Here is a 26034-nt window from a genome sequence, read left to right as displayed (position 1 = left end):
TTCCTGCGGACTCGGTGCGGACTCAGCACGCATAAGCCCAGTGATTACGCGGGAAAACGGGCCACGTCACACGTTGAAGCGGAACTCCACCACGTCGCCGTCGGCCATGACGTATTCCTTGCCTTCGATCCGGACCTTGCCGCGGGATTTTGCCTCGGCCATGGAACCGGCATCTACAAGGTCCTCGAAGGAGACCACTTCGGCCTTGATGAAACCGCGCTGGAAGTCGGAGTGGATGACGCCCGCCGCCTGCGGTGCCGTGTCCCCCTGGCGGATGGTCCAGGCGCGTGCTTCCTTGGGTCCCGCCGTGAGGTAGGTCTGCAGCCCCAGCGTGTGGAAGCCGACGCGCGCCAGCTGGTCCAGGCCGGACTCGTCCTGGCCGTTCATCTCGAGCATCTCGCGTGCTTCTTCCTCGTCCAGCTCCACGAGGTCGGCTTCGAGTTTGGCGTCAAGGAAGATGCAGTCTGCAGGGGCAACCATGGCCCGCAGCTCCTCCTGCTTTTCCGGGCTGCCCAGGATGCCTTCGTCCGCATTGAACACGTAGATGAAGGGCTTGGCGGTCAGCAGGCCCAGCTCCTTGAGGTGTTCCATCTCGAGCTTGTCGCTCTTGATGGAGGAGAAGATGGTGTCTCCCCGCTCCAGCACGGCCTGCGCGGCCTTGACGGCAGCGAGCTCGGCGGCTTCCCGCTTCTTGATTTTGACTTCTTTTTCGATCCGCGGGATGGCCTTTTCGATGGTCTGCAGGTCCGCGAGGATCAGCTCGGTGTTGATGGTCTCCATGTCCGAGCGCGGATCCACCTTGCCGTCAACATGCACCACATCGGGGTCGTCGAAGACCCTGACAACCTGCGCGATGGCTTCAGCTTCGCGGATGTTGGCCAGGAACTGGTTGCCCAGCCCCTCCCCCTCGGATGCGCCTTTCACGATGCCGGCAATGTCGACGAACGAGACAGCGGCGGGCAGGACGCGCTGTGAGCCGAAGATCCCGGCGAGCTTCTGCAGCCTGGGGTCCGGGAGGTTCACCACGCCCACATTGGGTTCGATGGTGGCGAACGGATAGTTCGCGGCCAGGACCTGGTTGCGGGTGAGCGCGTTGAAGAGGGTTGATTTGCCGACGTTGGGCAGTCCGACGATGCCAATAGTAAGAGCCACGAGCATTGATTCTACCCGCCGGACCCCGGGGGCCAGTACCCGCGGAATGTCACTGCCCATGATTGTCAGAGCCCCGTGCGACAGTGAAGCCATGGATGCTTTTGCCTTGATTCTGGCCCTTCTCATGCTGCTGCTTGGTGCGCTGGCAGGCGCTGCGGCCACCTATTTTTCATTGCGCCGGAACTCCCATGGGCTGGAGGCGGACTTTGACCAGGTGTCGTCCCGCCTTTCCGAGGTCACGGCACAGCTGGCAGCGGCCGACGCCGAGCGGCGGCTTTTGGCGGCACAGAACCGTGAGCTGGGCGAGGCCCGGACACAGGACGGCAGCGTGTTGCGGGCCCTGGCTCCCGTAGCTGAGAAGCTTTCCGCGGTCCAGCAGCAGGTGGCACTGCTGGAGCGGGACAGGGTTGAGCAGTACGGCCAACTGGCACAGCAGCTTCAGGAGGCAAGGCTTTCCGATGAACAGCTCATCCGCTCGACGCATGCCCTGGAATCGGCGCTGCGTTCCAACAGCGCCAGGGGGCAGTGGGGTGAGGTGCAGCTCCGCCGCGTGGTGGAGGCTGCGGGCATGCTCCGCCACGTCGACTTCGTGGAACAGGTCCACAGCGCGGGGCACGATTCCGCCGTGCGGCCGGACATGGTGGTGCAGTTGCCGGGTGAAAAGCAGCTGGTGGTGGACGCCAAAGTCCCGTTGTCGTCCTACCTCGAGGCACAGGAACTGGGCGCGGGGGATCCCGGCCCGGGCCAGCGGTCCGGATCACAGTGGGCCGCCGACAGCCGGAACCGCCAGGCCCTGCTGGCGGCGCACGCCAAGGCGCTTCGGGCGCACGTCGACGCGCTGGGTACCAAAAAGTACTGGGACATCCCGGGGAACTCTCCGGAGCTGGTGGTTTGCTTCATCCCGGCCGAGTCGATCCTGGCGGCGGCCCTGACTGCTGACGCCGGACTCCTGGACCACGCGCTGTCCCGCAACGTGGTCCTGGCATCACCAAGCACCCTCCTGGCCGTGCTGAAGTCGGTGGCATTCACCTGGCGCCAGGACGTCCTGACGGACAGTGCACGCGAGCTCTTCGAACTCGCACGGCAGCTGTACGACCGGATGGGTACCCTGGGCGAGAACGTCACCAGGCTGGGATCTTCGCTGAAGACGTCCGTTGACCGCTACAACGCCATGGTGGGCACCCTGGAAGCCCGTGTCCTGCCCACAGCACGGAAGCTCAACAGCCTCGAAGAGTCCGGTCTGGTTGCACCTCCGGTTGTGGAGGTAACCCCGCGTGCGCTGGTGGCCCCCGAACTGCAGGGCGACGACGAAGCAGCCTGAAGCCACGGTCCCGCTCTGGGGCGGGACGGGCATTCGCTGACGGCCGCCACAGATCCGGTCAGGCCAGCCAGCGCCACCAGCGTGGCTGCTCCGGTTCCGGCGCTGGTTCCGGTTCCGGCTCCTCGCCCAGGGCCAGCGCCGCCTGGGCGATGTCGTCCGCGGTGAGGGTCATGACGGCCTCACGATCGAGCTCGTCGAGACTTTGTTCCCCGTCGAGCGACAGCCGCAGCGCCTGGCGGTTGAGCGCCTGCTCGAACAGCGTGCGGGCGAACCGTGCGTTGCCGGAGTCCTCGCCTGCATGGAGCCCGGTGAGGATGCGGCGCAGCATCTGGTCCGCACCTGGCTCGAGCGTGTACTCATGTTGGGCCAGCATTTGGTTGAAGATCGTCTGGAGTGCGTCGACTGTGTAGTCGGGGAACGTGATCTCGCGGGCGAACCGGGAGCGGAGTCCGGGGTTCGAGAGCAGGAAGGACTCCATCAGCCGCGGGTACCCGGCCACAATCACGACGAGGCGGTGTCGGTGGTCCTCCATCCGCTTGAGCAGGACCTCGATCGCCTCGGGGCCGAAGTCCATCCGGCCGTCCTCCGGGGCCAGCGCGTAGGCCTCGTCGATGAACAGGACGCCGTCCAGCGCACGCCGGATCACCCGGTCCGTCTTGATGGCGGTCGCGCCGACGTACTGCCCCACCAGGCCGGAACGGTCGACCTCGACCAGGTGCCCTTTCTGCAGCAGACCAACCGCGCGGTACATTTCGGCCAGGAGCCGCGCCACGGTGGTCTTGCCCGTGCCCGGGTTCCCGAGGAACACCAGATGCTGTGATGTGGCCACCTCGGGCAGGCCATGCGCCTTGCGACGGGCCTGGACCTGGAGCAGTGCGACGAGGGCCCGCACCTGTTCCTTCACGGTCTCCAGTCCCACCAGCGCGTCGAGCTCAGCCTGCACCTCGGACAGCGGCCTTGCCGGCCCGGGCCTGGCACCGATGAGATCACCCATCAGGTCGTCAACGCGCTCCGAACCGGGCAGCCTGAGCTGATCGGCCAGGTGGCCGATGGTTCCACGGAGGTCGTCGAGCGGATTGCGGCTGGCAGCCATGGATCCACTGTAGTACTCAATTCCCGACCCGGGGCGGGTTGGGAACCGGTCGCCTCATCTGTTTGGGCCGAAGCCTTCCTAAGAGAACCCGGTGCTTCTAGCTGCGGGACCGTCGTCCGCCCAGTGCCCGGCTGACATCCCCGGCCTGCTTAAGGGTGGCCCGGAGCTCCTTGGGCAGCGAGAAGAGGAGGTCTTCCTCCGCCGTGACCACTTCCTCCACGGCGCCGTAGCCGTAATCGGCCAGCAGCCGCAGCACGTCCTGGACCAGCACCTCGGGAACGGACGCCCCTGACGTGACGCCCACGGTGGCCACGCCTTCGAACCACGTTTCGTCAACCTCGTTGGCGAAGTCCACCCGGTACGAGGCCTTGGCACCGTATTCGAGTGCCACCTCCACCAGCCGGACGGAGTTGGATGAGTTGGCCGAGCCCACTACGATCACCAGGTCGGCCTTGGGCGCAATCTTCTTGATGGCTACCTGGCGGTTGGTGGTGGCATAGCAGATGTCGTCGCTGGGCGGATCCTGCAGCGTGGGGAACCGCTCCTTGAGCAACCGGACAGTTTCCATGGTCTCGTCCACGCTGAGGGTGGTCTGGGAAAGCCAGATGACCTTTTCGGGGTCGCGGACAGTGACCTTGTCCACTTCGTGTGGCCCGTTGATGATCTGGATATGCTCCGGTGCTTCACCGGAGGTGCCTTCCACTTCCTCATGGCCGTCGTGGCCGATCAGGAGGATATCGAAATCGTCCTTGGCGAAGCGGACGGCTTCCTTGTGCACCTTGGTGACCAGGGGACACGTGGCATCGATGGTGCGCAGGCCACGGCTTTCGGCGGATTCGACAACTGCCGGGGAAACGCCGTGGGCTGAGAAGATCACAAGGGCGCCTTCGGGTACTTCGTCTGTCTCGTCCACGAAGATGGCGCCCTTCGCTTCCAGCGAGCTGACCACGTGGACGTTGTGGACAATTTGCTTGCGGACATACACGGGCGGCCCGTAGTGTTCCAGCGCCTTTTCGACGGCGATCACCGCCCGGTCCACGCCTGCACAGTAACCGCGTGGAGCGGCCAGCAGCACCTGCTTGGTGCCGTTCACGGGGGCTGCAGCTGCTACCTCCTCAGGCGAGCGGCGCCTGCGCGGAATGGTTGGCATCGAAAGGGATACAGCCGAGGTGGTCATCCCTCCATGTTACCGGCTGGTCCCCGCGCGTTTCCGGGATGCGAACAACGTCACAATGCCTGCTGCCACCAGGACGCCTCCGGCAGCCGCTGCCGTTGAGATCCAGGTTTGGAAGTCTTCGCCGGCGGCCGCTAGGAACTCGTCGCGGAACATGTTGGCCACCGCGTTGCCGGTGTCCGCGGCCTGGGCACGGGCTGAGCCCAGCTGCAGGCCCAGCGCCCACAGCCCGGCGAGGGCCAGTCCGCCCAGCCCGGCCGCCAGCAGCACGGTCCAGCGGCGGCGTGCCGCCACGAGCGCCAGCAGGAATGCCACGGCAGATCCGATGGCCAGGATGTAGCCCATGGGCGCATAGGTGGCCAGCCGTTCGGTCCATTCCCGTTGGGCAGGCTGGCCTACATTGATCAGCGTCTGTCCCGGCGGGTCGAGGGGAAGCCGGGTGGTACGGGAGATCTCCTCCGAGCCGAGGGCAACCAGTGGGGCGACGTCAAGGGTCAGGGACGAGGTCGGCGCTCCTCCCTGGGACGCTGTGTCGGCGAAACTAAGGCGGTGGCTTCTGCGGAGGGTTTCTTCCCAGGCTGCCGGATAGCCGGGCAACCCGGTCAGCGACTCCGCCGCCTTTTCAAGCATCGGCTCCACAAGCCCCGAAAGGAAACCGGGAACCGATCCGGTATCGATCGTTCCCACCGCGGCCGCAGCCAGCTTCCGCTGGAATTCCGAGTCCTTGCCAAGTGGAGCGGCAAGACGGACAAACCCGTCTTCCTGGACGATGTTCCGGTCCACCCAGATGGCGGGAACGGCAACGGCAGCCAGGAGAATGCCCAGCACGGTGGCGATGGCAGAGACAAAAGTGCGCACAACAGGTCCTTCGGGGTTGGGGGCCTTATCCCATCCTAGGCAGGGTTGAGGGACTGCCCCTGTCAGTGCCTGGTGCTACACCTTATGGATAAGGTTGATTGACCGCCCCCAACTGATCAAAGGACCGCATGTCCGCAGCACCAGCCTCCCAACGGCGTCCGCATGTCTGACCAGGCCTCACTTCCGGGTACTGCCCCCACCACCCTGCCGGCCACGGCAGCGGAAACCAGCCCGGATAACCCGTGGCCGTTGCAGCTGCTGTCGCAGAAGCTGAAGGCCCACATCGACCGCACTCCGTCGGCATGGGTTGAGGGCCAGGTCATTGAACTGAACCGCCGCGGCACCAACGCCTACCTCACCCTTCGCGACGTGGATGCGGAGGTGTCGCTGCCGGCTTCTGTCTGGACCAAAGTCCTGGAGCGCCAGAACCTTCCGCTGGAGCGCGGTTCCCGGGTGGTGGCCCTGCTCAAACCGGAATTCTGGCTGAAGACGGGCAGGCTGAACATGCTGGTGCGGGACATCCGGCCGGTGGGACTGGGTGACCTGCTGGCCAGGATTGAGCGGCTGCGCCAGGCCCTCGCCGCTGAAGGTCTCTTCGCCGATTCCCGGAAGAAGCGGCTGCCCCTTCTGCCGCACCGGATTGGCCTGATCACGGGACGCGACTCAGACGCTAAAAAGGACATCCTTCGCAACGCGGCCCTGCGGTGGCCGGCAGTTGAGTTCGAGATCCGCGAGGTCGCCGTTCAGGGAAACACCGCCGTGACCCAGGTGGTCCGCGCCCTTCGCGAGCTGGACGCCCGGCCGGACGTGGATGTCATCGTCATCGCGCGCGGCGGCGGGGCGCTGGAAGATCTCCTGCCGTTTAACAGCGAGGACCTGATCCGTGCCGTGGCCGCGGCCAACACGCCGGTGGTGAGCGCCATCGGCCACGAGGCGGACCGGCCGCTGCTGGATGACGTCGCCGATCTCCGGGCTTCCACCCCCACCGATGCCGCCAAACGGATCGTCCCGGAGGTATCCGAGGAACTTGCCGGTGTGGGCCAGGCACGGGAACAACTGCGGCGCTGCATGGAACGGCTGGTGGACCGGGAGTCGGACCGTCTGGCGGCACTGCACTCGCGGCCTGTCATGGCGGCGCCCGAGGGCATGGTTTCCGTCCGGGGCGAGGAAATCGAGCGGCTGCTGCTGCGCTCCTCGGCAGCTGTGAGCTCCACGGTGGTGCGGGCAGCGGACCAGCTTGAGCATTTGAAAGCCCAGGTGCGCGCGCTCTCACCGCAGAAAACCCTGGACCGCGGGTACGCCGTCGTCGAACTGGCAGGAGACCAGGCCGTCCGGATCGCCGAAGCAGGCCACGCCGTTGTCCGCCGGCCCGCCGAGGCGCCTGCCGGTGCCGCCCTGTCCATCCGTGTGGCGGAGGGCCGCTTCGGAGCCACGTCCACCGGGGTACCGCACCCCGGAAACCCAGAACAGCATCAGGAATTGGAAGAGAAGTCATGACCGAACAGAAACCAGAGTCCGATGTCGCAGCCTTGAGCTACGAGGAAGCCAGGGAACAGCTCATCGCAGTGGTGGGCAGGCTGGAGGCCGGTGGGGCAAGCCTGGAGGAATCCCTGGCCCTGTGGGAACGCGGCGAGGCGCTGGCAACACGGTGCGAGGAATGGCTCGAAGGGGCACGCAAGCGGTTGGCCGCTGCCCGCGACCAGCCGCTCTGATGCCGGCGGACCCGGTCCTGGCCACGGTCAGGACCGGGCCACCAGTTCCCGTTCGGTATCAACGTCGAATTCAGCCTTGGGCCACTCCAGCCGAAGATCCGACAGTGCCGACATCACCAGCTGCTGCACGGCGATCCGCGCGAACCACTTCTTGTTGGCCGGAATTACGTACCAGGGTGCTGCCGCTGAGCTGGTCTCGTCAAAGGCTGCCTGGTAGGCCGCCATGTAGTCATCCCAGAAGGCCCGTTCCTTCAAGTCACCGCTGCTGTATTTCCAGTGCTTGGCAGGATTGTCCAGGCGGGCCAGCAGCCGGGACTTCTGCTCATCCTTGCTGATGTTGAGCATCACCTTGATGATCGTGGTGCCGGCGGCGGCCTGCCGTGCCTCGAATTCATTGATTGCGCGGTAACGCCGGCTGATTTCATCGGGGGTTGCCCAGTTGTGGACCCTGTGGATGAGGACGTCCTCGTAGTGGGAACGATCGAAAATGCCCACCATTCCGGCAGCCGGCACCTCCTTTTCGATGCGCCACAGGAAATCGTAGGACTTCTCCTGCTCAGTGGGGGCCTTGAACGCCTTGAACTGGACGCCTTGGGGATCCATGGTGGCCATGACGTGGTTGACGATCCCGCCTTTGCCCGCGGTGTCCATCGCCTGCAGGACCAGGAGTATCCGCTTCTTGCCGCCGAACCTCGACTCCGCGAACAGCTTTTCCTGCATTTCCGAGAGCTTCCTGTCCAGGTCAGCCAGCAGCGCTTCGCCGTCGGCCTTGTTGCCGCTGTAGCCCGGGGTCGCATCAGGGTCCACGGCGGCCAGCGAAAATCCCTTCCCGACGCGCAGGGTCTCAGAGGGATGCTGGTCGAAGCCGACAATGCGGGGCATGGGGATCCTTCCACGGGGAGAGTCACGGGCCCGGTGGCCCGTGAGCACAGGCTAGTTCCCCTGGTACCTGCTTAGGAAGTCCCCCATGCGGCCGATGGCCTCTTCGATGTCCTTGACGTTGGGCAGCGTCACCATCCGGAAATGGTCGGGTCGCACCCAGTTGAAGGCCCGGCCGTGGGACACCAGGATCTTCTGCTCCCTGAGGAGGTCCAGGACAAACTTCTCGTCATCCCGGATGTGGTAAACCTCCGGATCAAGCCGGGGGAAGAGATAAAGTGCGCCTCTGGCCTGCTGGGTGCTGACGCCGGGAATGGCGTTCAACATGTCGTAGGCCTTGTTGCGCTGCTCCAGCAACCGGCCGCCCGGAAGGATGAGGTCCTTGATGCTCTGGTAGCCGCCCAGCGCCGTCTGGATGGCATGCTGCGCCGGGACGTTGGCGCACAGGCGCATATTGGCCAGGAGGTTGATGCCTTCGAGGTAGTCGGCCGCATCCTTCTTGGGGCCCGAAATGGCCATCCAGCCGGCCCGGTAGCCGCAGACGCGGTAAGCCTTGGACAACCCGCTGAAGGTCAGGCACAGGACGTGGTCGCCGGTGAGGCCGGCCAGGTTCACATGGACGGCGTCCTCGTACAGGATCTTTTCGTAGATCTCGTCGGCGAAAACCACCAGGCCGTGCTTTTCGGCAAGGGCAACGATGCGTTTCAGGGTCTCTTCCGGGTAAACAGCGCCCGTGGGGTTGTTCGGGTTGATGACCACGATCCCCTTGGTCCGGGGCGTGATCTTGGCTTCCATGTCCTCAAGGTCAGGCTGCCAGCCGGACTCTTCATCGCAGAGGTAGTGCACCGGGTTGCCGCCCGCGAGCGCCACGGACGCTGTCCAGAGCGGATAGTCCGGCGTGGGGATAAGCACTTCGTCGCCCGAATCCAGCAGCGCCATCAGGGACATGGTGATGAGTTCGCTGACGCCGTTGCCCAGATAGATGTCATCGACATGGATGTTCTGGATTCCGCGGGTCTGGTAGTACTGCGAAACGGCGGTGCGCGCCGAGAAGATGCCCCGGGAATCGCTGTAGCCCTGGGCGTGGGGCAGATGGCGGATCATGTCCACCAGGATGGCGTCCGGCGCCTCGAAGCCGAACGGCGCGGGGTTTCCGATGTTCAGCTTGAGGATCCGGTGGCCCTCCGCCTCCATCTGCTGGGCGGCCTCAAGGATCGGTCCACGAATGTCATATAGGACGTTGTTGAGCTTCGTGGACTGCCTGAATTCTGCCATTCCTCAAATATGCCACAGGAAGGATGCACGGCCGTTGAGACATCCGACACATGGCCGACGGCGGCTGCAGGACCTTCGAAAGTCCGGCAGCCGCCGTCGTCATCACCAACCCGTTGCCTGCCCAGGGGCAGGGAACGGGACCTACTTGACGATGCCCTTGTCCTTGAGCCAGGCGGCGGCCGCTGCCTTGGCGTCCTGCTTCTGGCTGCCGCTGACCGCCCGGTTGAGGTTGATCAGATCATCCGTGGTCAGGGTGCTGGACACGGAATTCAGTGCCTGCTTGGCTTTGTCCGTCATCTTGGCTTTGTTGTACAGCGGCAGGACCTGCTGGGCGATGAAGTTGTTCTTGGGATCGTCCAGCACCACAAGGTCGTTGTCCGCTATGGACGGCGTGGTGGTGTAGATATCGGCCACCTGCACCTGGTCCTGCAGCAGCGCCTTGAGCGTCACCGGGCCACCGCCGTCACTGAACGGTTCCAGCTTCTTGGGTTCGCAGTTGTAGTTCTTCTTCAGCCCGGGCAGGCCGTAGGCACGCTCGCCGAAGGTGGCCGGCGCCCCTACGACGATCTGGCTGCAGACCTTTGCCAGGTCATCGATGGACTTCAGCTGGTACTTCTCCGCGGTTGCCTTGGTGACCACCATGGCGTCCTTGTCTTCGGCCTTTGAAACGTCCAGGACGCCGAGTCCATCCGGCAGCTTGCCCGGCAGGGCCTTGGCGATGTCCCCTGCGGAGACTTCCGTGGCTGCTTTGTCCACGTACAGCAGCAGGTTGCCGCTGTAGTCCGGCACCACGTCCACCGAACCGTCCTGGACGGCCTTGAAGTAGACCTCACGGGAACCGATGTTGGGTTTGGTGGTGGCGGTGATTCCGTTGGCGTTCAACGCCCCGGCGTAGAGCTCAGCGATGATCTGGCTCTCCGGGAAGTCGGCGGAACCCACCACCAGGGATGTGGCTCCGCCGGAAGCCCCGCTGCTGGACGCCGGGGCGTTTTTCAACGGATCGGATGAGCCGGCGCAGGCGGACAGCGCCACTGCCAGGCCAAGCCCGGCGGCCAGGCCGGTGAACGCCCGCCTGCCGAGGCGCTGGGCACGGTTATCTTTCATGACTTACCTCCTTGGACAACAGTCTCCGCAACAACGGGGTCTGTGAGATCAACCGCAGCCTGCTGGCTGCGGAAGGACAGCTTCGAGGCCCCTGGTGTCAGGAACAGCCTCTGGAACCGGGACAGGACCAGGTCGACGGCGATGGCCAGCACTGCGATGAGGAGGGAACCTCCCAGCATCTGGGGGAAGTCGCTGAGGACAAGTCCGTCGAAGAGATACCGGCCCAGGCCGCCGAGGTTGATGTACGCCACCACCGAGACGGTGGCGATCACCTGCAGCACTCCGGTCCGGAACCCGCCGAACATGACAGTGAGGGCATTGGGCAGTTCGGCCCGGAACAGGACCTGGAGTTCGGTCATGCCCATGGCCCGGGCGGCGTCCACCACGTTACGGTCCACGCTGGAGATGCCCGCGTAAGTCCCTGCCAAGAGCGGAGGCACCGTGAGGATTACCAGGGCCCACACGGGAGGCATCAGCCCGATGCCGGCCAGCAGCACGAACAGGATCAGCAGGCCAAGGGTGGGCAGGGCGCGCAGGGCGCCCGCGAGGGCCACCACGGCCACCCTGCCCCTTCCCGTGTGGCCGACGAACAGCCCGACGGGAACCGCGATGGCGGTGGCAATCAGCATGACCAGCCCGGTGTACTGCAGGTGCTCCCCCAGCCGGGTTGGGATGCCCATGCTTCCGGTCCAGTGCAGCGGGTCGGCAAGCCACGCGAAGGTATCGGAGAAAACGTTGCTCATGCCGCACCACCTGCCGGGGCCGCAGCCCGCGCGGCAGCAGCCCCAAGTGTTCCCGAGGGGTGGCCGGCTGCGTGGTCCCGCTGCCTGCCGGCCCGTTCCCATGGGGTGAGGACGCGTTCGAGCAGGACCAGGATGGCGTCCATCACCAGTGCAAGGACCAGGATGGCGACTATGCCCACCACCACCTCGGTGACGAAATCGCGCTGGAGACCGTCGGTGAAGAGCATGCCCAGGTTGCCGACACCCAGGAGGGCTGCAACGCTGACCAGCGAGATGTTGCTGACGGACACCACCCGGAGGCCGGCAAACATGACCGGCAGGGAGAGCGGCAGGTCAACCTGCAGGAACCGTGCCAGCGGCTTGAAACCCATGGCCTGTGCGGCCTGGCTGACGTCCGCGTCCACGGAGTCGAAGGCATCGAGGGCCGCGCGCACCAGCAGTGCCACCGCGTAGATGGTCAGCGCCACAACCACGTTGAGGGGATCAAGGATTCGGGTGCCCAGGATGGTGGGCAGGATGATGAACAGCGCCAGCGACGGTATGGTGTACAGCAGCGAGGAGGCCGTCAGCACCACAGAACGCAGCGCGCTGTTTTGCCGCGCCAACTGTGCCAGCGGGATGGAAATCACGAGGCCCAGCACCATGGGCACAAGCGCCAGGACCAGGTGCTGGCTGCCGCGCTCCGCGATCACGCCGGTGTTGGCCAGGAACCATTCCATCAGAGGGCAGCCTGCCGCACCTGGCGCGCCTCTTCGATCAGCGCCAGCACCTCTCCCCCGCGGACCACGCCCAGGACCCTGCCCTCGGGGTCCACGGCAACCCCCAGGCCGGACGGCGAGGAGAGGGCAGCGTCCAGGGCCCGGCGAAGGCTCTCCCCCAGGCGGAACAGCGACCCGCCCGGAACGAGCTCAGTCTCCGTGCCGGGCGCCGACCAACCGAGCGGACGCTTCTCCGCATCCACCACCAGCTGCCAGCCGCCGGCAGCGCGGGAATCCGACTCGTGCCCTGCAGACGCCCGGACAATCGTGGGTACCGGATGGATTGCCACGCCGTCGGAGGCGGTGAAACCCAGGTGGCGGAAGCCGCGGTCCCGCCCGACGAAGGACGCCACGAAGTTGTTTGCCGGCGCCCGCAGGATTTCCTCAGGCGAGGCGTATTGGGCCAGCTGGCCGCCGGTGGCGAAGACAGCCACCTTGTCGCCGAGGATGGTGGCTTCGTCGATATCGTGGGTCACGAAAACGATGGTCTTGGCCAGGTCCTTCTGCAGGCGCAGCAGCTCCTGCTGGAGTTCTTCGCGGACAACAGGGTCCACGGCGCTGAAAGGCTCATCCATGAGGAGGACGGGCGGGTCCGCCGCGAGGGCGCGCGCCACGCCGACGCGCTGCTGCTGGCCGCCGGAAAGCTGTGACGGGTAGCGCTTGCCCAGGGAGTGCGCCAGGCCCACCACGTCGAGCAGCTCTTCGGCGCGCTTCCGGGCCTCCGCTTTTGATACCCCGTTCAGCCGCGGAACGGTGGCAATGTTGTCCAGGACCGAGCGGTGCGGCAGCAGCCCGGCCGACTGCATCACGTACCCCATGGACCGCCGCAGTTCCGCCGCCGGTACGGAGGTGACGTCGCGGCCGTCCACGGTGATGGTCCCCGACGTAGGTTCCACCATCCGGTTGATCATCCTCAGCGAGGTTGTTTTTCCGCATCCGGAGGGGCCAACGAAGACGGTGACAGATCCTTTGGCGATGGACAAGGACAACCCGTCCACAGCCGGCTGGCCACCCGGGTACTGCTTGGTAACGCTCTGGAACTCGATCATCGCCTGGTCCATGGTGCCGACTTACCTGTTCTCTTGGACGGACTGTTCCCAGCACCGCGACACTGCCATACGCACGCTGATAGTTACGGTAGTCCAAACGCTGGCAGGGTTCACCAGCTGAAGCCCTAATCCGCGCAAAGGAATCCCTACTGTAACCATTCGGTACCCCGGCCCCGGTGGATGGGTTTGGCGGGATCCGGAGGGACCGCCGCTCCTGTCCGGCCGCCGCGGCCGGGCCTACAGTTGAGGCGTGACCAATTTGGAAGTTTCGCCCCAGCAGGAAGTTTGTCCTCCCTCCCCCGCCGGAGGGACGTCCGGACCCTGCCTGCAACTGTGGCCCGAACGCGAGGTGCCGCTCGGTGGGGTCCGTGCCATGAACGTCAAGCGCACGTTGCCCCAGCGCGGCCTCCCCACCATCGGGGCCTGGTGCTTCCTGGACAGCTTTGGCCCGGACCGGACCGCGATGTCCGTCCTTCCCCATCCCCACATCGGGTTGCAGACGGTGACGTGGCCACTGGCGGGGCACATCCACCACAGGGACAGCGTGGGCAGCAACGTGGTGGTGCGTCCCGGGGAGCTGAACATCATGACAGCAGGCCACGGGGTCTCGCACTCCGAGTTCGCTGTGCTTCCTCCCGACGGCGGGGAGTTGCCACTGCAGCGGGGCCTGCAGCTTTGGGTGGCCCTCCCTGACGAGAACCGGCACCGGGAGCCCGCATTCGAACAGCACAGGGAACTGCCCCGTGCCGGCGGCCCGGGCTTCACGGCCACCGTCATGGTGGGAGAGCTGGGTGGGGTGGTGTCCCCCGCCACGGTGTTCTCGCCGATCGTCGGCGCGGACGTTTCCTGCGAAGGGGACGCGGTGCTGCCGTTGAACCCCGGCTTTGAGCACGGCATATTGGTGCTCGACGGCGGCCTGGCGGTGGACGGGCAGGACCTGCCGGCGGGGCCGCTGGGCTACTTGGGCACCGGCCGCAGCGAACTCAGGGTGAAGGCACTCCCCGGTACGAGGTTCCTGCTGATCGGCGGTGAGCCCTTTGGCGAGGAACTGCTGATGTGGTGGAACTTTGTGGGCCGCACCCACGACGAAGTGGAACAGGCCCGGAATGAGTGGGAAGCGCAGGCCGGGCTGCCGGATGCCGAATCGGCTGCAGCCCGCTACGGCCTGGTTTCCGGCCACGGCCCGGATGCCGGGGCGGAGGCCGGCCGCATTCCGGCTCCCCCGCTCCCCGGCGTCCGGCTGACGCCCCGGAAGCGTTCGGTGGGTTAAGCCGGTTCTGCCACCAACTGCAGCACGCCGAACACGGGTTCCTGGTCCAGCACACGCACGTCCGTGATACCGGCCCCGGCAAGCTTGCGGCGGAATGACTCCTGGAGCGGCCTAACATTCATGCCGAGCCCGCCGCCCAGGATCACGGGACCGTCAATTTTCAGCTGGCCCAGAACTTGGCCGGCCAGGGCTGCGAGGTCCTGCCCGGCCTGGTCCAGCAACCTTGCGCTGTCCTGGTGCCCGGAGGCCGCGGCCTCCACAACGTGCCTGGCCTGTTGTGCCCAGAAGCGCCGCCCCGTGTCCGGTGCGTGGAACAAGGCGATGAGCTTGCTGGGATGGTCCAGGCCGCAGGACGCCAGGAGGGCCGCCGTGAGCTGGTCGACGGGCAGGCCCTGGTTCATCCTTCGCAGGCTGTGCCGCACCGCTTCCCTGCCAAGCCAGTAGCCGCTGCCTTCATCCCCCAGCAGGTATCCCCAACCGCCGGCCCTGGCCTCGCCGCCCTCGGCATTGCGTCCCCACGCGGCCGAGCCGGTACCCGCGATGACCGCCACTCCCGTGGCGGCGCGGCCCGCGGCCAGCAGGAGGCGGGAGTCATGGACAACGGTGACGCGTGCTTCCGGGGCCAGGGGCTGGATCAGCGCAGCCAGGGCGGCCGCGTCCTCGTCGGTATCAATGCCGCCGGATCCCGCGTACACCCGGTCCACGTGCCCCCCGCCGATCCTGGCGAAGAGGTCCGCCAGGTTGCGTGCTGCCTGGTCACGGCTGACATTTTGGACATTCGAGCTTCCGGCCGACTCGTCGGCCACGGGGAGGCCGTCCTCGAACCGAATGCCGTGCGTCTTGGTGCCGCCGATGTCCAGCCCGATCGTGATGCCGTGCAATGGACTGGCCGTGGAGCCCGGCGCATGGTCAAAAGGAGTGGCCGAGGGGTTCTGGGTGTTTGTCACGTCACAAGGGTACTTGCCGCACGATGTTTGGCGCCCGGCCGCCCCGAACCAGCCGTCTCCCGCCGCCGTCGGACAATTCTTCCGGGCTCAGACGCCTGCCTTGGTGACCAGCCCGGCCAGCAGACGTGGTCCCTGTGCCACCACCAGCTCGCGGAAAAGCCGGGCCGGAACCGGTTCGCTTTCCGGTTTTCGGCGCCGCCAGCTTACGCCGACTTCCCGGAAGGCGAGCACCGAGTCCAGCGGGACTTCCACCCAGCCAAGGTCTCCCGTTTCAGGACGTGGGGTCCGGCCCGGAGCGTCGCCGCCCGGCGGCAGGATGCTGACGCCAAGGCCCGCGGAGACCAAGCCGCGAACGGTGTGGGAATCCTGGCTTTCGAAGGCGATGCGCGGTCGAAACCCGGCCTCGCGGAAGAGCGCGTCCGTCAGCGAACGCAGCCCGTACCCGGGCCCCAGCACAACCATAGGCTCCGTCCGGATGTCCGCCAGCCGGGCCATCCGCTGCCGTGCGAGCGGATGGGCGTGATGCACCACCAGGCGGAGCGGCTCGCGGTAGAGCGGCGCTGAATCGAGGTTTTTGCCGGGCGGCGCCACGGGTGCGGTGAGGGCAAGGTCGGCCTCCCCTGTTGACAGTTCTTCGAGGCAGGTGCTCCGGGCGCCCTGGCTGAGGCGGAATCCGGTCCCCGGATGCCGGGCACGGAAGGCACTGATCAGCAGTGGAAGGGTGGCCTCACCGAAGGTGTGCTGGAAAGACACAGACACCGTGCCCCTGACCACCTGGGACTCGTTACGTACCAGGTCGAGTCCGGCCTGGAACTCCGCGAGCGCCTGCTCGATGAAAGGCAGCAGGGTGCGGGCGGCAGGAGTCAGGCGGACTCCGCGGCCGTCGCGGACCAGGAGCTCGGTGCCGACGGCCGCGCTGGCCCTCGCCAGGGCCCTGCTGACCGTTGACTGGGGTACTCCGAGGAGTTCCGCTGTTTCCGTCACGTGTTCCGTCCGGCCAAGCTCGGCGAGAACCGGCAGGAGCGGCAGCAGCTGCGCCAGCTGTTTCCGGTCCGGTTCCATGGCAGCCTCTCCCGGTCGAGAATAATCCGGTTTTGCTATCAGTTTGGCATGAAGCATGCATTGGAAGCATCCATTGCGGGCGGACTACGCTGGCTGGATGCCACAGAACGCAGGCGCCGGCACTGACGCTTCCCCCCTCTGGAACGGCCACACCAAGGGATCCAGGGCTTACGGGCGGATCCTGGCCGGCCTGTCCTGCGCAGGTGTGGCCACCTTCGCCCAGCTCTATTCCACCCAGGCGGTCCTTCCCCTCCTGGCGGCAGACCTGCGCATCACTGCTGCCGAGGCCGCCCTCACCATCTCCCTGGCCACCGTGGGCCTCGCCGCCACGGTGATTCCCTGGTCCTTCCTCGCGGACAGGATCGGCCGCGTGAAGGCCATGATGTGGGGCATCACCGCGGCCACCATCCTGGGGCTGCTGGTGCCGATGTCCACCACTTTCAGCATGCTGCTGGTCCTGCGGCTCCTTGAAGGAATGGCCCTGGGCGGCATTCCCGCCATCGCCATTGCCTACCTCAACGAGGAGGTCAGCAAAGCCCATGCCGCCCTTGCGGCGGGAAGCTACGTGGCCGGGACCACGCTGGGCGGGCTGTCCGGGCGGCTGGTCGCGGGGCCGGTTGGTGAGCTCTGGGGATGGCGGTCGGCAGCCCTGGCCGTGTCCCTGCTGGCAACTGTTGCCGCCGTCGCGTTCCTTGTCCTGGTGCCACGGGCCCGGGGTTTCATCCCCGCCCAGGCCTCCGGCCTCCGCAGCGCCCTCCGGACGCTCGGCGGTCACCTGCGGAATGTACGGCTGCTGGCCCTGTACGCCCAGGCGTTCCTGATGATGGGCGGGTTCGTGGCCGTCTACAACTACCTGGGCTTCCGGTTGTCCGGTGCGCCCTTCGGGCTCCCGGCCACGGCGATCAGCCTGATCTTCCTGGCCTACCTGTCCGGCACCTTCTCCTCACGCTGGGCTGCGGGCATGACCACCAGGTACGGCCGCCGGAACGTGCTGTTGGCAGGGCTTGCACTCGCGCTGGGCGGACTGGCACTGACCCTTACCCCGTCCCTGATCCTGATCCTGGCCGGTCTGGTGGTGTTTACCGGGGGCTTCTTTGCGGCCCACAGCATCGGCTCCGGATGGACGGGCGCCATCGCCGGAACCGGGCGCGCCCAGGCGGCATCACTGTACAACCTTGCCTACTACGTGGGCTCCAGCCTGCTGGGCTGGGGCGGGGGCCTGGTCTTCCAGGCGTGGGGCTGGAACGCCCTCGCCGGAGTCGTTATGGTCCTGGCATGCCTGACAGCAGCAACTGTCGCCGTCGTCCATCCCCCGGCGGACCGCACCTCCTAAGCCAGGGAGCATTGGACGAATTAACCATCTTCAGGGGGCTGCGGGACGGTCTGGATGTTCGGCAGGACGCGCGCCTGCTGCACGGCTGGCGGCGATTCTGCGGTCTAGGATGAACCAGGACCGCTTGGAAGGAACCGCGTTGAGTACGAATGCCAGGAACAACAGGCCAGGGGCACACCTGGAGCCGCTGGATGCCATTGACGAGCGCCTCCTGGCGGCCCTCGTGGGGGATGCCAGGATCTCCAACAAACAGCTCGCCGAGTTGGTGGGGATCGCGCCGTCCACAGCCCTCATGCGGACCCGGGCCCTTTCCGAGCGGGGCATCGTCCAGGGCTACGAGGCCAAACTGAGCCTGTCTGCAATCGGCAGGTCGGTGCAGGCACTGGTGGCTGTAAGGCTTCGCGCCCATGACAGGGACCAAATCGACCGCTTCACGGCGCGGGTGCCGCACCTGCCTGCCGTGCTTTCGACCTTCCACACCTCAGGCTCGGTGGACTACCTGCTGCATATCGCCGTCGGAAGCACCGAAGACCTGCGCGACTGGGTGCTGGATAACCTGGCCACCGACCCCGTGGTGGGCCACACCGAAACCACGCTGGTCTTCGAACACATCCAGGGCAACCACGGACCGCTTCCGGACTAATCCCGGCAACGGCACCAGGCAATTGCTCAGGCGGCCGCCTGCCGCCTTGCCGACTGGACCATTGTCACCGCGGCAAGGCCGATGGCCGCTGCCCCGCACAACAGGACGAAGCCCTGCACTGCTGCTGCCATCCCGAACGCGGCGCTGGCCCAGCCCAGGCCCAGGACCGGCACCGCGCTCCCCAGGTAGGTGATGACGTAGACGGTGCTGATGATCTGCGCGTGGCGGGCCGGTTCCACCCTGGCTGCCACGTCATTGAAAACGGTCCGGAACGCCAGCCCCTGCCCCAACCCTGCGGTAACGGCGGCGCCTACCAGCATCAGCGGACTGTGCCAGGCGCCAGCTGCCCCCAGCAGCATGACGGAGACACCGAGGACGGCCAGGCCGGCGGGTACGGTCAGGCGCCCGCGGATGGTCACCAGCTGGCTCAACGCCGACGCGCCGAGCGGCAGGCCCGCCAGAACGCCGATCAGCGGCCTCGAATCGGTGCCCAGGACCTGTGCAAAGTAGCCCGGGGCCAGCGACAGGGAGAAGCCAAACACGGCAAAGCTCAGGAAGCCGACGCCGGACGCCAGCCAGAAAGGGCCCCTCGCCTGGCGGGACACGAAAGGCCGCCGCGGTGCGAGGGCATGGAGCGGCCGGGAGACGGCGGGAACCATGATGGCCGGGCGGGCGCGGATCAGGTACAGCGGCACCAGGAGCCCGGCGAGGAGCAGCGAATGGACTGCGTACGGAGCCGTGGTGGCGCCGGGAAGCAGGGACAGCAGCCCACCGATGACCGGGCCCGCTGCAACTCCCCCCGAAGACGCCAGCAACGTAAAGCGTGATGCCCACTCCGGCCGGGACGGTAGCAGTTCACGCAGGGCAGCCGCACTGGCTCCCGTGGCAAGCGCAACTGCCATGCCCTGCAGGGCCCGGCCGGCGCACAGGGCGGCCAACGATTGGGCCTCGGCAAAGATCCAGCCGCCCGCCAGTCCCGTAAGCACAGCGACCAGAAGGGCAGCGCGCCGGCCGATATGGTCCGACCAGTGCCCGGCCAGGAGCAGCGTTCCCACCAGCGCCAGGACGTAACTGGCGAAAGCCGCCGTCACCTCCAGGCTGGACAGACCCAGGTTGGCCTGCAGCAGCGGATACAACGGCGTGGCAAGGTTGGCACCCACCAGGAGCATGAAGATGACCGCCCCCGAAATCACCAGCCGCGCGGTGGTGGAGGCATTCCACCCGCTGGGCGTAGCCGTTACGGGTCGCATGCGAAGTTCGCTGAAGACCGTCATTGTGCCGCCTTTTGGTTCGCCGCGGCGGATGGTCCTTGTGGGAGCCCGGCGCGGTATCACTGTGTTGGTTCCAGCGTGCGGCACTGTTGCCCCATCCATCCGATTTTGGGGGGATAATTGAGCAGGATCATCAACTTATGGATGCCTGTGTGATGGAGAGTGACGATCTTGAACAAGTTGGACCCCATGGACCTGAAGATCCTCCTGGCCCTCATCAGGGACCCCCGGATCCAGATCGGTGAACTCAGCGAGTCGTTGGGTATCGCCCGCAACACCGCCCAGTCGCGTGTGCGCCGACTGCTCCGCGCCGGCGTGTTACGCCCTGGCGGGCGCGAGGTGGACCTTGAGGCGGTGGGCTATGACGTGGTGGCCTTCGTGACCATCGAGGTCTCCCACCGCGAGCTCGACGGCGTCGTGGCGGCGCTGCGGCTCATCCCGCAGGTCCTGGAAGTCCATGAGATCTCCGGCCGCGGCGACGTCTGGTGCCGGGTGGTTGCCACCGACACCCACAACCTCCAGTCGTCCCTGCGGCAGGTCCTGAGGATCAGGGGCGTCATCCGGACAGAGACCGTCCTGGCCCTGCACACCCACATCCCGTACCGGACCGAACCCCTCATCAGCGGTCTCAGCACTGCCGCCGGCCCGGCTAGGATTTCCTGAATGACCATCATCGATAACGCCGTCTACGTCAACGGCGTCCGGCACGCCGAGCCCGAAAGCCTTGAGCAGACCTTCGAGACCCTGGCGCTGCACGGCGGCATGGCATGGATCGGGCTCTACCGGCCTACTAAAGAAGAAATGACCGCCGTAGCCAGCGAGTTCGGGTTGCATGCCCTTGCGGTGGAGGATGCCGTTTCGGCCCACCAGCGGCCCAAGCTTGAGCGTTACGACGACAACCTGTTCACCGTCCTGCGCCCCGCCCGGTACCTGGATGCGGACGAGACCGTGGAGTTCGGTGAGCTCCACGTCTTCACCGGGAAGAACTTCGTCGTGACCGTCCGGCACGCCGAAACAGCAGGCGTGGCCCGGGTGCGGCAGCGGCTGGAGGCACGGCCTGACCTCCTCCAGCATGGACCCGAAGCTGTGCTGTACGCCCTGCTGGACCGGGTGGTGGATGACTACGCGCCCGTGGTGGCCGGGCTGGAGAACGACATTGACGAAATTGAGGACCAGCTGTTCAGCGGCGATTCCTCGGTCTCACGCCGGATCTATGAGCTGGCCCGCGAAGTCATCCAGTTCCAGCGCGCCATCCACCCCCTGCCCGAGATGCTGGACCAGCTGAAAGGGGGCTTCGAGAAATACCAGGTGGAAACTGAACTGCGGCACAGCCTGCGCGACGTGGAAGACCACGTTGAGCGGGTGATCTCCCGCGCGGACTCGTTCCGGGACCTGCTCCAGAACGCCCTGACCCTGGACGGAACCCTGACTGCGAACCGGCAGAACGAGGCCAGCGCCGAGCAGAACGAACAAGTCAAGAAGATCTCGTCCTGGGCAGCCATCCTGTTCGCGCCGTCATTCGTGGCCGGAATCTATGGCATGAACTTCGACAATATGCCTGAGCTGCACTGGGCCTTCGGCTACCCCTATGCGTTGATCCTCATGGTTGCCGCCGGGGCCATCATGTATGGGATCTTCAAGAAGAAGGGCTGGATCTAGGCGTTTTTAGGCCCGGCCACCCTTCCCGGCCGCCCTTCCCGGCCGCCAAAGCGGCCCGTGCGTTGCCCGCCAGCGTGGACGAGGACCGGGACAACCAGGAACGCAACCAGGACCTGGCCGGTGGCAACGAACACCCGGGCCCACCCGCCGTCGAGGGTGGGATCAAGGAAGTCGTAGCCGTACCACCCGTCCAGGCCCCGCGGACCCAGGAGAACGCAAGGAACGCCACGGGGTAGCCCAGCCAGGCGATGGGCCGCCACCAGTGCTGCAGGACTGGCGTCCGGCTCTGTGAGGCTCATGGGGAAAGCTTGGCGCCGCTGCTGCTGAACCGGCCAGGGTCCTGTAGCAGTCATGGGTTGCCGCCTGGGCCCGTAATCACTGGTCCGGCAGGCGGGTTTGCCGTCAGGCGTTGGTTCTACGCTTCAGCCAGCCCCAGACGCCGGTGGCGACAAACAGGACCAGGCCGATGATGGCGAGCCAGAGAAGGCCCTTAACGACGAAGCCGACGATTGACAGGATGAGCCAGATGACCAGAAGTCCGATGATGATTCCCATGGGCCCACTCTAGGCCCGTCCCGACAAGTTGGGTTGGGCATTCTCCCGCGTTTCGTGGACGGGCTCCCTGCTGCCGTGGAACCGGATATCTTGATGACCTGCGTCACGGCCTTCGTTGCTGTTCCGATGTGTCATTGCTTACCTTCGGGGCAAAGTTGCGGAATCGCCGGGGCAGGCATGGAACCCTTAAGATGCACCGGCAGTGGGTCGCACACGCATTGCGGTCACGGCCGACCTGTCGCCAGAACATGCTGAACAGACAAAGTTGGAAAAGATGCGCAACACAACTGACCCCGACGAAACCCAAGAACCAGGCGAGGAGGCCCCTCGTGCCGAGAACGCCCTCGGCCTGAGTGCCAGCCAGGTCATTGCCGGCGGGGGCGCCGCTGCCGTGGCTTCCGTCATCGGCGGGCATCTGGGCCTGGCCGGAACCGTCGTCGGCGCCTTCATCCTCAGCGTCATCTCAGCCATTGCGCTGCCGCTGTTCCGGGCCTCCCTGGACAGGAGCCACGCCCAACTCAAGCGCGTCATGCCCAGGCGCGACACACGTGCGGGCCGAGCCGCTGAGGCAAGCCGGCCGACGCGCCCGCTGACCGCCACGGACACTGCCAGCGCCGTGAGGGCGAATTCCGATAAGGTCTTCGCCTCGCCCCTGCGGCTGGATCCGGCCGAGGCTCCGGCCAGCCCCCGTGGTGCACGGAAGGCCCGGATGGCCGTCGGGGGAACGGCCGTCATCTTCCTCGTGGGGCTGGGCTCGATCCTTGGCTTCCAGTCGGCAACGGGCCTGACCCTCTCGAACGGGACCAGTGCTCTCCAGTCCGGTGTCTCCCAGGTGGTCTCCAGTTCGAACGACAGCAAGGCCACTCCCCCTTCGGACCGGACACCGACAGCACCGGCGGTCGAGTCCCCCGCGGTGCCGACACAGCCGGCTACGGACCCGGCTGACGAGCCGACACCGACAGCCACGCCGTCAAGGCACCCTACGCAGAGCCCGAAACCATCGGCTCCTGCAAGCACGAAGGCCCCAGCGCCTACAAGGGAGCCTCTTCCCGCGGTGGCTTCCGCCGGGGCCGCCCCCACGGATTAGATATGCCTAATCCCCTGCAAGGCCGGTCTTGCTGGCGTGCAGGAGGGCGCGTATCTTGACGCCATGTCCACACGGGCCGGCCGGCCGTCGGCGTCTGCACAACAAAGATGTATATCGTGTGGAACTCCTGCTGCCGGGTAAGACCCGTTCAGGTCCAGTAATCCGTACTGGACCTGCCCGGTCCCAAGCCTCCCATCGAGGCAGCTGGTCCCATGCCACCCACAGGAAGACCTGATGAAAGTTCCTTTTGACCACGCTGTCCCGGCCCATGTTGACTTGAAGCAGGAGCCAGGTCCGGAACGCAATCCCCTGGTCCGTTGGCTGCTCGCGAACCAGGTTGCGCCCGCCGGCCCGGAAGCCAAGGAAGACCACAGGCCCAACGCATGGTGGAAGGTCATGTGCCTGACCGGCGTCGACTACTTCTCCACGTTGTCCTACTTGCCGGGCATCGCAGCCCTGGCGGCCGGAGCGCTATCACCACTGGCGACCTTATTGATCGTGGCCCTGACGCTGCTGGGCATGCTGCCGATGTACCGCAGGGTGGCCCAGGAAAGCCCGCACGGACAAGGGTCAGTGGCCATGCTGGAGACGTTGTTGCCGTTCTGGCGCGGCAAGTTCTTCGTCCTGCTGCTCCTTGGCTTCGTCGCGACCTCCTGGATCATCACCATCACCCTCTCGGGCGCCGACGCGACAGTCCACCTGCTGGAGAATCCCTTGATCCCCGAAGCCCTCAAGGGTGGTGCGGTCATCATCACGGTTGTCCTGCTGCTGATCCTTGGCGGGGTGTTCCTGCTCGGCTTCAATGAAGCCGTCGGCGTCGCCATCCCGCTTGTGGCAATCTACCTGCTGCTCAACGCCGCCGTCGTGGTGGCCGGCTTCGTTCACTTGGCCGCGGATCCGTCGCTGGTGAGTGGCTGGACGGACCGGCTGCTCTCCAGCAGCGGAGGTCCGATGGGGCTGGTCAGCCCTGCCGTCCTGGCCTTCCCGCTGCTGGTCCTGGGCTTGTCGGGGTTCGAAACCGGGGTTTCCATGATGCCCCTGATCAAGGCAACCGGGACTACGCCCGATGAGGTCATGGCCTCCCGGGTCAGGAACACCCGCAAGCTGCTCACCACCGCTGCCCTGATCATGAGCGTTTACCTCATGGCCACCAGCTTCCTCACCACGGTCATGATTCCCGCCAAGGAGTTCCAGGACGGCGGCCAGGCCAACGGACGCGCGCTGGCCTTCCTCGCCCACGAACTGTTCGGCGCCGGTTTCGGCACCGTCTATGACATTTCCAGCGCCCTGATCCTCTGGTTCGCCGGCGCTTCCGCGATGGCCGGGCTCATCAACATCGTGCCCCGCTACCTGCCCGCCTACGGCATGGCACCGGAGTGGGGCCGCGCGGTCCGGCCTGTCGTACTGGTCTACACGGTGCTGAGCATCGGGATCACCATCGCTTTCAGGGCGGACGTGAACGCACAGGCCGGCGCGTACGCCACGGGGATCTTGGCCATGATGGTCTCCGGGGCGGTTGCAGTCACCGTCTCTGCCATCCGGCGCCACAGCCGCGCCGGTGCCGTTGGTTTCAGCGTCCTGACCCTGATCCTGCTGTACGCCCTGGGTGACAACGTCATTGAAAAACCCGACGGCATCCTCATCTCCGCGTTCTTCATTGGCGGCATCATCGCGGTTTCCCTGGTGTCCCGGGTTACCCGGACCACGGAGCTGAGGGTGGAAACCATCGAATTCGACGAACGGGCCCGCCAGTTCATCACGGACTCGATCGAGTTCGACGGCGAGCTTCACATCATCGCGAACAAGCGGCAGACCGGTGACAAGGCGGAATACGCCGAGAAGGAATTCGAACAGCGGGGGCTGAACCCTGTCCCAGGCCCGGCCGACGTCATCTTCCTGGAAGTTGAGATCTCCGACCCCTCAGAGTTCAGCCACACACTCCGTGTGGAAGGCACCGAGGTCGAGGGCTTCCGCGTCCTCCGCGTGAAGTCGCCGGCCGTGCCGAACGCCATCGCAGCGGTCCTTCTGGCCCTGCGGGACTCGACCGGGGTCCAGCCGCAATGCTACTTCGAGTGGTCGGAGGGCAGCCCGGTCAACCATTTGATGCGCTACCTGTTCCTCGGCCAGGGGGATACGCCGCCGCTGGTACGGGAAATCCTTCGGGAGACCGAACCAAATAAGGCGGCAAGGCCCGGCATTCACGTGGGCTGACGGCGCGGCGAGGGTCTGCGCAGTAGGACATCAGGGTAGAACGGTGAAGGGGACGCTGCGGCGTCCCCTTCTTCTCCGCTGGCCTCCCGGGCATGTTCTCCTGACCCGCCGTACACATGTGAGTCATGACCTACTCCCGCTCCCGCCTCGCCCTCTTCGCCGCTTTGCTGATCGCCGCCCTGGTGGTCGTCGGCTTCCTCTATACCAACGCCCAGAAGCACCAATCAGCAGCACCCGCGCCGACCGCCTCCGCGGCTCCGTCGGCCCAGGGTGACGACGAGGACAGCACTGAGGGCCAGGACAGCGCCGACGGCACCGCCCCCACGATCGCAGCCATCCCGGCAGGTCCGCAGGCCAGCACCGCCACCGCTGTGAAGGCGGTCCACTCCCCCAACAGCGTCGCCGTTGACCTGAGCCTGGCCCCGGGCCAGTGCAAGGCCCGTACCGTTGACGCCGCCGCCGGGCTGTACCTGCCGGACCCGGCCTGCACCCCCGGTGCGGTTGACCCGGCCGTCACACAGGACAACCTGGCCGCGACCATCTGCAAGTCTGGCTACACAACCACGGTCCGCGCGCCCGCGTCCGATACCGACAAGACCAAGGCCCTGAGCCTGTCCCAGTACGGCCAGACCCGCGCCTCCACCACCGAGTACGACCATCTGATCTCGCTCCAGCTCGGCGGCACCAACGCCGTGTCCAACCTCTGGCCCGAACCCAACCGCGCCGGAGCACCGGGCACCACCAACCCGAAGGACGCGATCGAGACCCGCCTGAACAAGGCCGTCTGCAGCCACAAGGTGACCCTCGCCGCCGCGCAGAAGGCCATCGCCGCCAACTGGGTAACCGCCGAAAAGGACCTGGGCCTCTAGTCCCTTGGG

Annotated in this window: 26 protein-coding genes; 11 read left to right on the top strand and 15 right to left on the bottom strand. The window is 66.1% G+C overall.

Features of this window, described 5'->3' with window-relative positions; translation table 11 throughout:
- Positions 1-66: 66 nt before the first annotated feature.
- Positions 67-1152 carry a redox-regulated ATPase YchF gene (ychF, locus tag J7I84_RS18600; protein ID WP_214946006.1) on the bottom strand — a complete coding sequence of 362 codons (1086 nt, stop codon included), beginning with the start codon at positions 1150-1152 and terminating at the stop codon, positions 67-69.
- A 91-nt stretch (positions 1153-1243) separates the two neighbouring features.
- Between ychF and J7I84_RS18595 the strand changes: the two genes are divergently transcribed.
- Positions 1244-2473 (top strand): DNA recombination protein RmuC, encoded by a 1230-nt coding sequence (locus tag J7I84_RS18595; RefSeq protein WP_214946005.1) that lies wholly within the window; start codon positions 1244-1246, stop codon positions 2471-2473.
- 58 nt (positions 2474-2531) lie between these two features.
- On the opposite strand, the gene J7I84_RS18590 is transcribed toward J7I84_RS18595, so the two are convergent.
- The 3 genes from J7I84_RS18590 to J7I84_RS18580 all read right to left on the bottom strand — a co-directional run bounded on the left by J7I84_RS18590 (position 2532) and on the right by J7I84_RS18580 (position 5598).
- Complete coding sequence (locus tag J7I84_RS18590; RefSeq protein WP_214946004.1) at positions 2532-3566, bottom strand: AAA family ATPase; 1035 nt, start codon at positions 3564-3566, stop codon at positions 2532-2534.
- Positions 3567-3663: 97 nt separating this feature from the next.
- Entirely contained in the window at positions 3664-4743 is a 1080-nt protein-coding gene (locus tag J7I84_RS18585; protein WP_214946003.1) for a 4-hydroxy-3-methylbut-2-enyl diphosphate reductase, read from the bottom strand.
- Between the two features lie 9 nt (positions 4744-4752).
- A complete protein-coding gene (locus tag J7I84_RS18580) occupies positions 4753-5598 on the bottom strand; it encodes a hypothetical protein (protein ID WP_214946002.1) in 846 nt (281 codons plus the stop codon).
- Between the two features lie 162 nt (positions 5599-5760).
- Between J7I84_RS18580 and xseA the strand changes: the two genes are divergently transcribed.
- Positions 5761-7095: an exodeoxyribonuclease VII large subunit gene (xseA, locus tag J7I84_RS18575; RefSeq protein ID WP_214946001.1), complete on the top strand. Its 1335-nt coding sequence runs from the start codon at positions 5761-5763 to the stop codon at positions 7093-7095.
- Positions 7092-7310, top strand: coding sequence for an exodeoxyribonuclease VII small subunit (locus J7I84_RS18570; RefSeq protein ID WP_214946000.1), 219 nt, complete (start codon positions 7092-7094; stop codon positions 7308-7310). Before xseA ends, J7I84_RS18570 begins: the two co-directional genes overlap by 4 nt.
- Before the next feature lie 27 nt (positions 7311-7337).
- Here the strand turns inward: J7I84_RS18570 and J7I84_RS18565 are convergent, their stop codons facing one another.
- The 6 genes from J7I84_RS18565 to J7I84_RS18540 form a co-directional block, all read right to left on the bottom strand.
- Positions 7338-8192 carry a polyphosphate kinase 2 family protein gene (locus tag J7I84_RS18565; protein ID WP_214945999.1) on the bottom strand — a complete coding sequence of 285 codons (855 nt, stop codon included), beginning with the start codon at positions 8190-8192 and terminating at the stop codon, positions 7338-7340.
- Positions 8193-8243: 51 nt separating this feature from the next.
- Positions 8244-9464 carry a pyridoxal phosphate-dependent aminotransferase gene (locus J7I84_RS18560; protein WP_214945998.1) on the bottom strand — a complete coding sequence of 407 codons (1221 nt, stop codon included), beginning with the start codon at positions 9462-9464 and terminating at the stop codon, positions 8244-8246.
- Between the two features lie 141 nt (positions 9465-9605).
- Complete coding sequence (locus J7I84_RS18555) at positions 9606-10568, bottom strand: ABC transporter substrate-binding protein (protein ID WP_214945997.1); 963 nt, start codon at positions 10566-10568, stop codon at positions 9606-9608.
- Positions 10565-11311: an ABC transporter permease gene (locus J7I84_RS18550; RefSeq protein WP_214945996.1), complete on the bottom strand. Its 747-nt coding sequence runs from the start codon at positions 11309-11311 to the stop codon at positions 10565-10567. Before J7I84_RS18550 ends, J7I84_RS18555 begins: the two co-directional genes overlap by 4 nt.
- On the bottom strand, positions 11308-12030 hold the full coding sequence (locus J7I84_RS18545) for an ABC transporter permease (RefSeq protein WP_214945995.1): 723 nt from the start codon (positions 12028-12030) through the stop codon (positions 11308-11310). The genes J7I84_RS18550 and J7I84_RS18545 overlap by 4 nt, the downstream gene beginning before the upstream one ends.
- Positions 12030-13130 carry an ABC transporter ATP-binding protein gene (locus tag J7I84_RS18540; protein WP_285291242.1) on the bottom strand — a complete coding sequence of 367 codons (1101 nt, stop codon included), beginning with the start codon at positions 13128-13130 and terminating at the stop codon, positions 12030-12032. Before J7I84_RS18540 ends, J7I84_RS18545 begins: the two co-directional genes overlap by 1 nt.
- A 238-nt stretch (positions 13131-13368) precedes the next feature.
- On the opposite strand from J7I84_RS18540, the gene J7I84_RS18535 reads away from it, so the two are divergent.
- Positions 13369-14388: a pirin family protein gene (locus J7I84_RS18535; protein ID WP_214945993.1), complete on the top strand. Its 1020-nt coding sequence runs from the start codon at positions 13369-13371 to the stop codon at positions 14386-14388.
- Here J7I84_RS18535 and J7I84_RS18530 read toward each other — a convergent pair.
- Positions 14385-15335, bottom strand: coding sequence for a BadF/BadG/BcrA/BcrD ATPase family protein (locus J7I84_RS18530; protein WP_214945992.1), 951 nt, complete (start codon positions 15333-15335; stop codon positions 14385-14387). The two genes, J7I84_RS18535 and J7I84_RS18530, sit on opposite strands and share 4 nt — an antisense overlap.
- An 87-nt stretch (positions 15336-15422) precedes the next feature.
- Complete coding sequence (locus J7I84_RS18525; protein ID WP_214945991.1) at positions 15423-16397, bottom strand: LysR family transcriptional regulator; 975 nt, start codon at positions 16395-16397, stop codon at positions 15423-15425.
- A gap of 97 nt (positions 16398-16494) precedes the next feature.
- Between J7I84_RS18525 and J7I84_RS18520 the strand changes: the two genes are divergently transcribed.
- Together J7I84_RS18520 and J7I84_RS18515 are read left to right on the top strand one after the other, a co-directional pair.
- Positions 16495-17730, top strand: a complete 1236-nt coding sequence (locus tag J7I84_RS18520; RefSeq protein ID WP_214945990.1) for an MFS transporter — start codon at positions 16495-16497, stop codon at positions 17728-17730.
- 139 nt (positions 17731-17869) lie between these two features.
- Positions 17870-18373, top strand: a complete 504-nt coding sequence (locus J7I84_RS18515) for an Lrp/AsnC family transcriptional regulator (RefSeq protein ID WP_214945989.1) — start codon at positions 17870-17872, stop codon at positions 18371-18373.
- Positions 18374-18399: 26 nt separating this feature from the next.
- Here J7I84_RS18515 and J7I84_RS18510 read toward each other — a convergent pair whose 3' ends face one another.
- Positions 18400-19647 (bottom strand): MFS transporter, encoded by a 1248-nt coding sequence (locus tag J7I84_RS18510; RefSeq protein WP_214945988.1) that lies wholly within the window; start codon positions 19645-19647, stop codon positions 18400-18402.
- 168 nt (positions 19648-19815) lie between these two features.
- Here J7I84_RS18510 and J7I84_RS18505 point away from each other — a divergent pair, with 168 nt between their 5' ends.
- Both J7I84_RS18505 and corA read left to right on the top strand, forming a co-directional pair.
- The gene (locus J7I84_RS18505; RefSeq protein ID WP_251046806.1) at positions 19816-20307 is read left to right on the top strand and encodes an Lrp/AsnC family transcriptional regulator; all 492 of its coding nucleotides are present in this window, start codon (positions 19816-19818) and stop codon (positions 20305-20307) included.
- Positions 20308-21303 (top strand): magnesium/cobalt transporter CorA, encoded by a 996-nt coding sequence (corA, locus tag J7I84_RS18500; protein WP_214945987.1) that lies wholly within the window; start codon positions 20308-20310, stop codon positions 21301-21303.
- On the opposite strand, the gene J7I84_RS18495 is transcribed toward corA, so the two are convergent.
- Positions 21300-21602: a hypothetical protein gene (locus J7I84_RS18495; RefSeq protein WP_251046805.1), complete on the bottom strand. Its 303-nt coding sequence runs from the start codon at positions 21600-21602 to the stop codon at positions 21300-21302. The two genes, corA and J7I84_RS18495, sit on opposite strands and share 4 nt — an antisense overlap.
- Before the next feature lie 103 nt (positions 21603-21705).
- Positions 21706-21858, bottom strand: a complete 153-nt coding sequence (locus J7I84_RS18490; protein ID WP_018760353.1) for a hypothetical protein — start codon at positions 21856-21858, stop codon at positions 21706-21708.
- Between the two features lie 274 nt (positions 21859-22132).
- Here J7I84_RS18490 and J7I84_RS18485 point away from each other — a divergent pair, with 274 nt between their 5' ends.
- The 3 genes from J7I84_RS18485 (at position 22133) to J7I84_RS18475 (ending at position 26025) form a co-directional block, all read left to right on the top strand.
- Positions 22133-22945, top strand: a complete 813-nt coding sequence (locus tag J7I84_RS18485; RefSeq protein ID WP_214945986.1) for a hypothetical protein — start codon at positions 22133-22135, stop codon at positions 22943-22945.
- 234 nt (positions 22946-23179) lie between these two features.
- The gene (locus tag J7I84_RS18480) at positions 23180-25156 is read left to right on the top strand and encodes an amino acid transporter (protein WP_214945985.1); all 1977 of its coding nucleotides are present in this window, start codon (positions 23180-23182) and stop codon (positions 25154-25156) included.
- A 125-nt stretch (positions 25157-25281) separates the two neighbouring features.
- Complete coding sequence (locus tag J7I84_RS18475) at positions 25282-26025, top strand: hypothetical protein (protein ID WP_214945984.1); 744 nt, start codon at positions 25282-25284, stop codon at positions 26023-26025.
- Positions 26026-26034: the final 9 nt, after the last annotated feature.

The sequence above is a fragment of the Arthrobacter sp. ISL-85 genome (assembly GCF_018613675.1).
Taxonomy (GTDB): Bacteria; Actinomycetota; Actinomycetes; order Actinomycetales; family Micrococcaceae; genus Arthrobacter.
Note: the sequence above shows the minus strand (reverse complement) of the source record. Positions and strands in the feature narration are given on the sequence as shown.

Coding starts and splice junctions, on each gene's coding strand:
- J7I84_RS18540 (WP_285291242.1), bottom strand. CDS start 13,130: ATGGACCAGGCGATGATCGAGTTCCAGAGCGTTACCAAGCAGTACCCG.
- xseA (WP_214946001.1), top strand. CDS start 5,761: ATGTCTGACCAGGCCTCACTTCCGGGTACTGCCCCCACCACCCTGCCG.
- J7I84_RS18565 (WP_214945999.1), bottom strand. CDS start 8,192: ATGCCCCGCATTGTCGGCTTCGACCAGCATCCCTCTGAGACCCTGCGC.
- J7I84_RS18490 (WP_018760353.1), bottom strand. CDS start 21,858: ATGGGAATCATCATCGGACTTCTGGTCATCTGGCTCATCCTGTCAATC.
- J7I84_RS18555 (WP_214945997.1), bottom strand. CDS start 10,568: ATGAAAGATAACCGTGCCCAGCGCCTCGGCAGGCGGGCGTTCACCGGC.
- corA (WP_214945987.1), top strand. CDS start 20,308: ATGACCATCATCGATAACGCCGTCTACGTCAACGGCGTCCGGCACGCC.
- J7I84_RS18510 (WP_214945988.1), bottom strand. CDS start 19,647: ATGACGGTCTTCAGCGAACTTCGCATGCGACCCGTAACGGCTACGCCC.
- J7I84_RS18585 (WP_214946003.1), bottom strand. CDS start 4,743: ATGACCACCTCGGCTGTATCCCTTTCGATGCCAACCATTCCGCGCAGG.
- J7I84_RS18550 (WP_214945996.1), bottom strand. CDS start 11,311: ATGAGCAACGTTTTCTCCGATACCTTCGCGTGGCTTGCCGACCCGCTG.
- J7I84_RS18485 (WP_214945986.1), top strand. CDS start 22,133: ATGCGCAACACAACTGACCCCGACGAAACCCAAGAACCAGGCGAGGAG.
- J7I84_RS18520 (WP_214945990.1), top strand. CDS start 16,495: ATGCCACAGAACGCAGGCGCCGGCACTGACGCTTCCCCCCTCTGGAAC.
- J7I84_RS18595 (WP_214946005.1), top strand. CDS start 1,244: ATGGATGCTTTTGCCTTGATTCTGGCCCTTCTCATGCTGCTGCTTGGT.
- J7I84_RS18495 (WP_251046805.1), bottom strand. CDS start 21,602: ATGAGCCTCACAGAGCCGGACGCCAGTCCTGCAGCACTGGTGGCGGCC.
- J7I84_RS18480 (WP_214945985.1), top strand. CDS start 23,180: ATGAAAGTTCCTTTTGACCACGCTGTCCCGGCCCATGTTGACTTGAAG.
- J7I84_RS18545 (WP_214945995.1), bottom strand. CDS start 12,030: ATGGAATGGTTCCTGGCCAACACCGGCGTGATCGCGGAGCGCGGCAGC.
- J7I84_RS18475 (WP_214945984.1), top strand. CDS start 25,282: ATGACCTACTCCCGCTCCCGCCTCGCCCTCTTCGCCGCTTTGCTGATC.
- J7I84_RS18590 (WP_214946004.1), bottom strand. CDS start 3,566: ATGGCTGCCAGCCGCAATCCGCTCGACGACCTCCGTGGAACCATCGGC.
- J7I84_RS18560 (WP_214945998.1), bottom strand. CDS start 9,464: ATGGCAGAATTCAGGCAGTCCACGAAGCTCAACAACGTCCTATATGAC.
- J7I84_RS18525 (WP_214945991.1), bottom strand. CDS start 16,397: ATGGAACCGGACCGGAAACAGCTGGCGCAGCTGCTGCCGCTCCTGCCG.
- J7I84_RS18570 (WP_214946000.1), top strand. CDS start 7,092: ATGACCGAACAGAAACCAGAGTCCGATGTCGCAGCCTTGAGCTACGAG.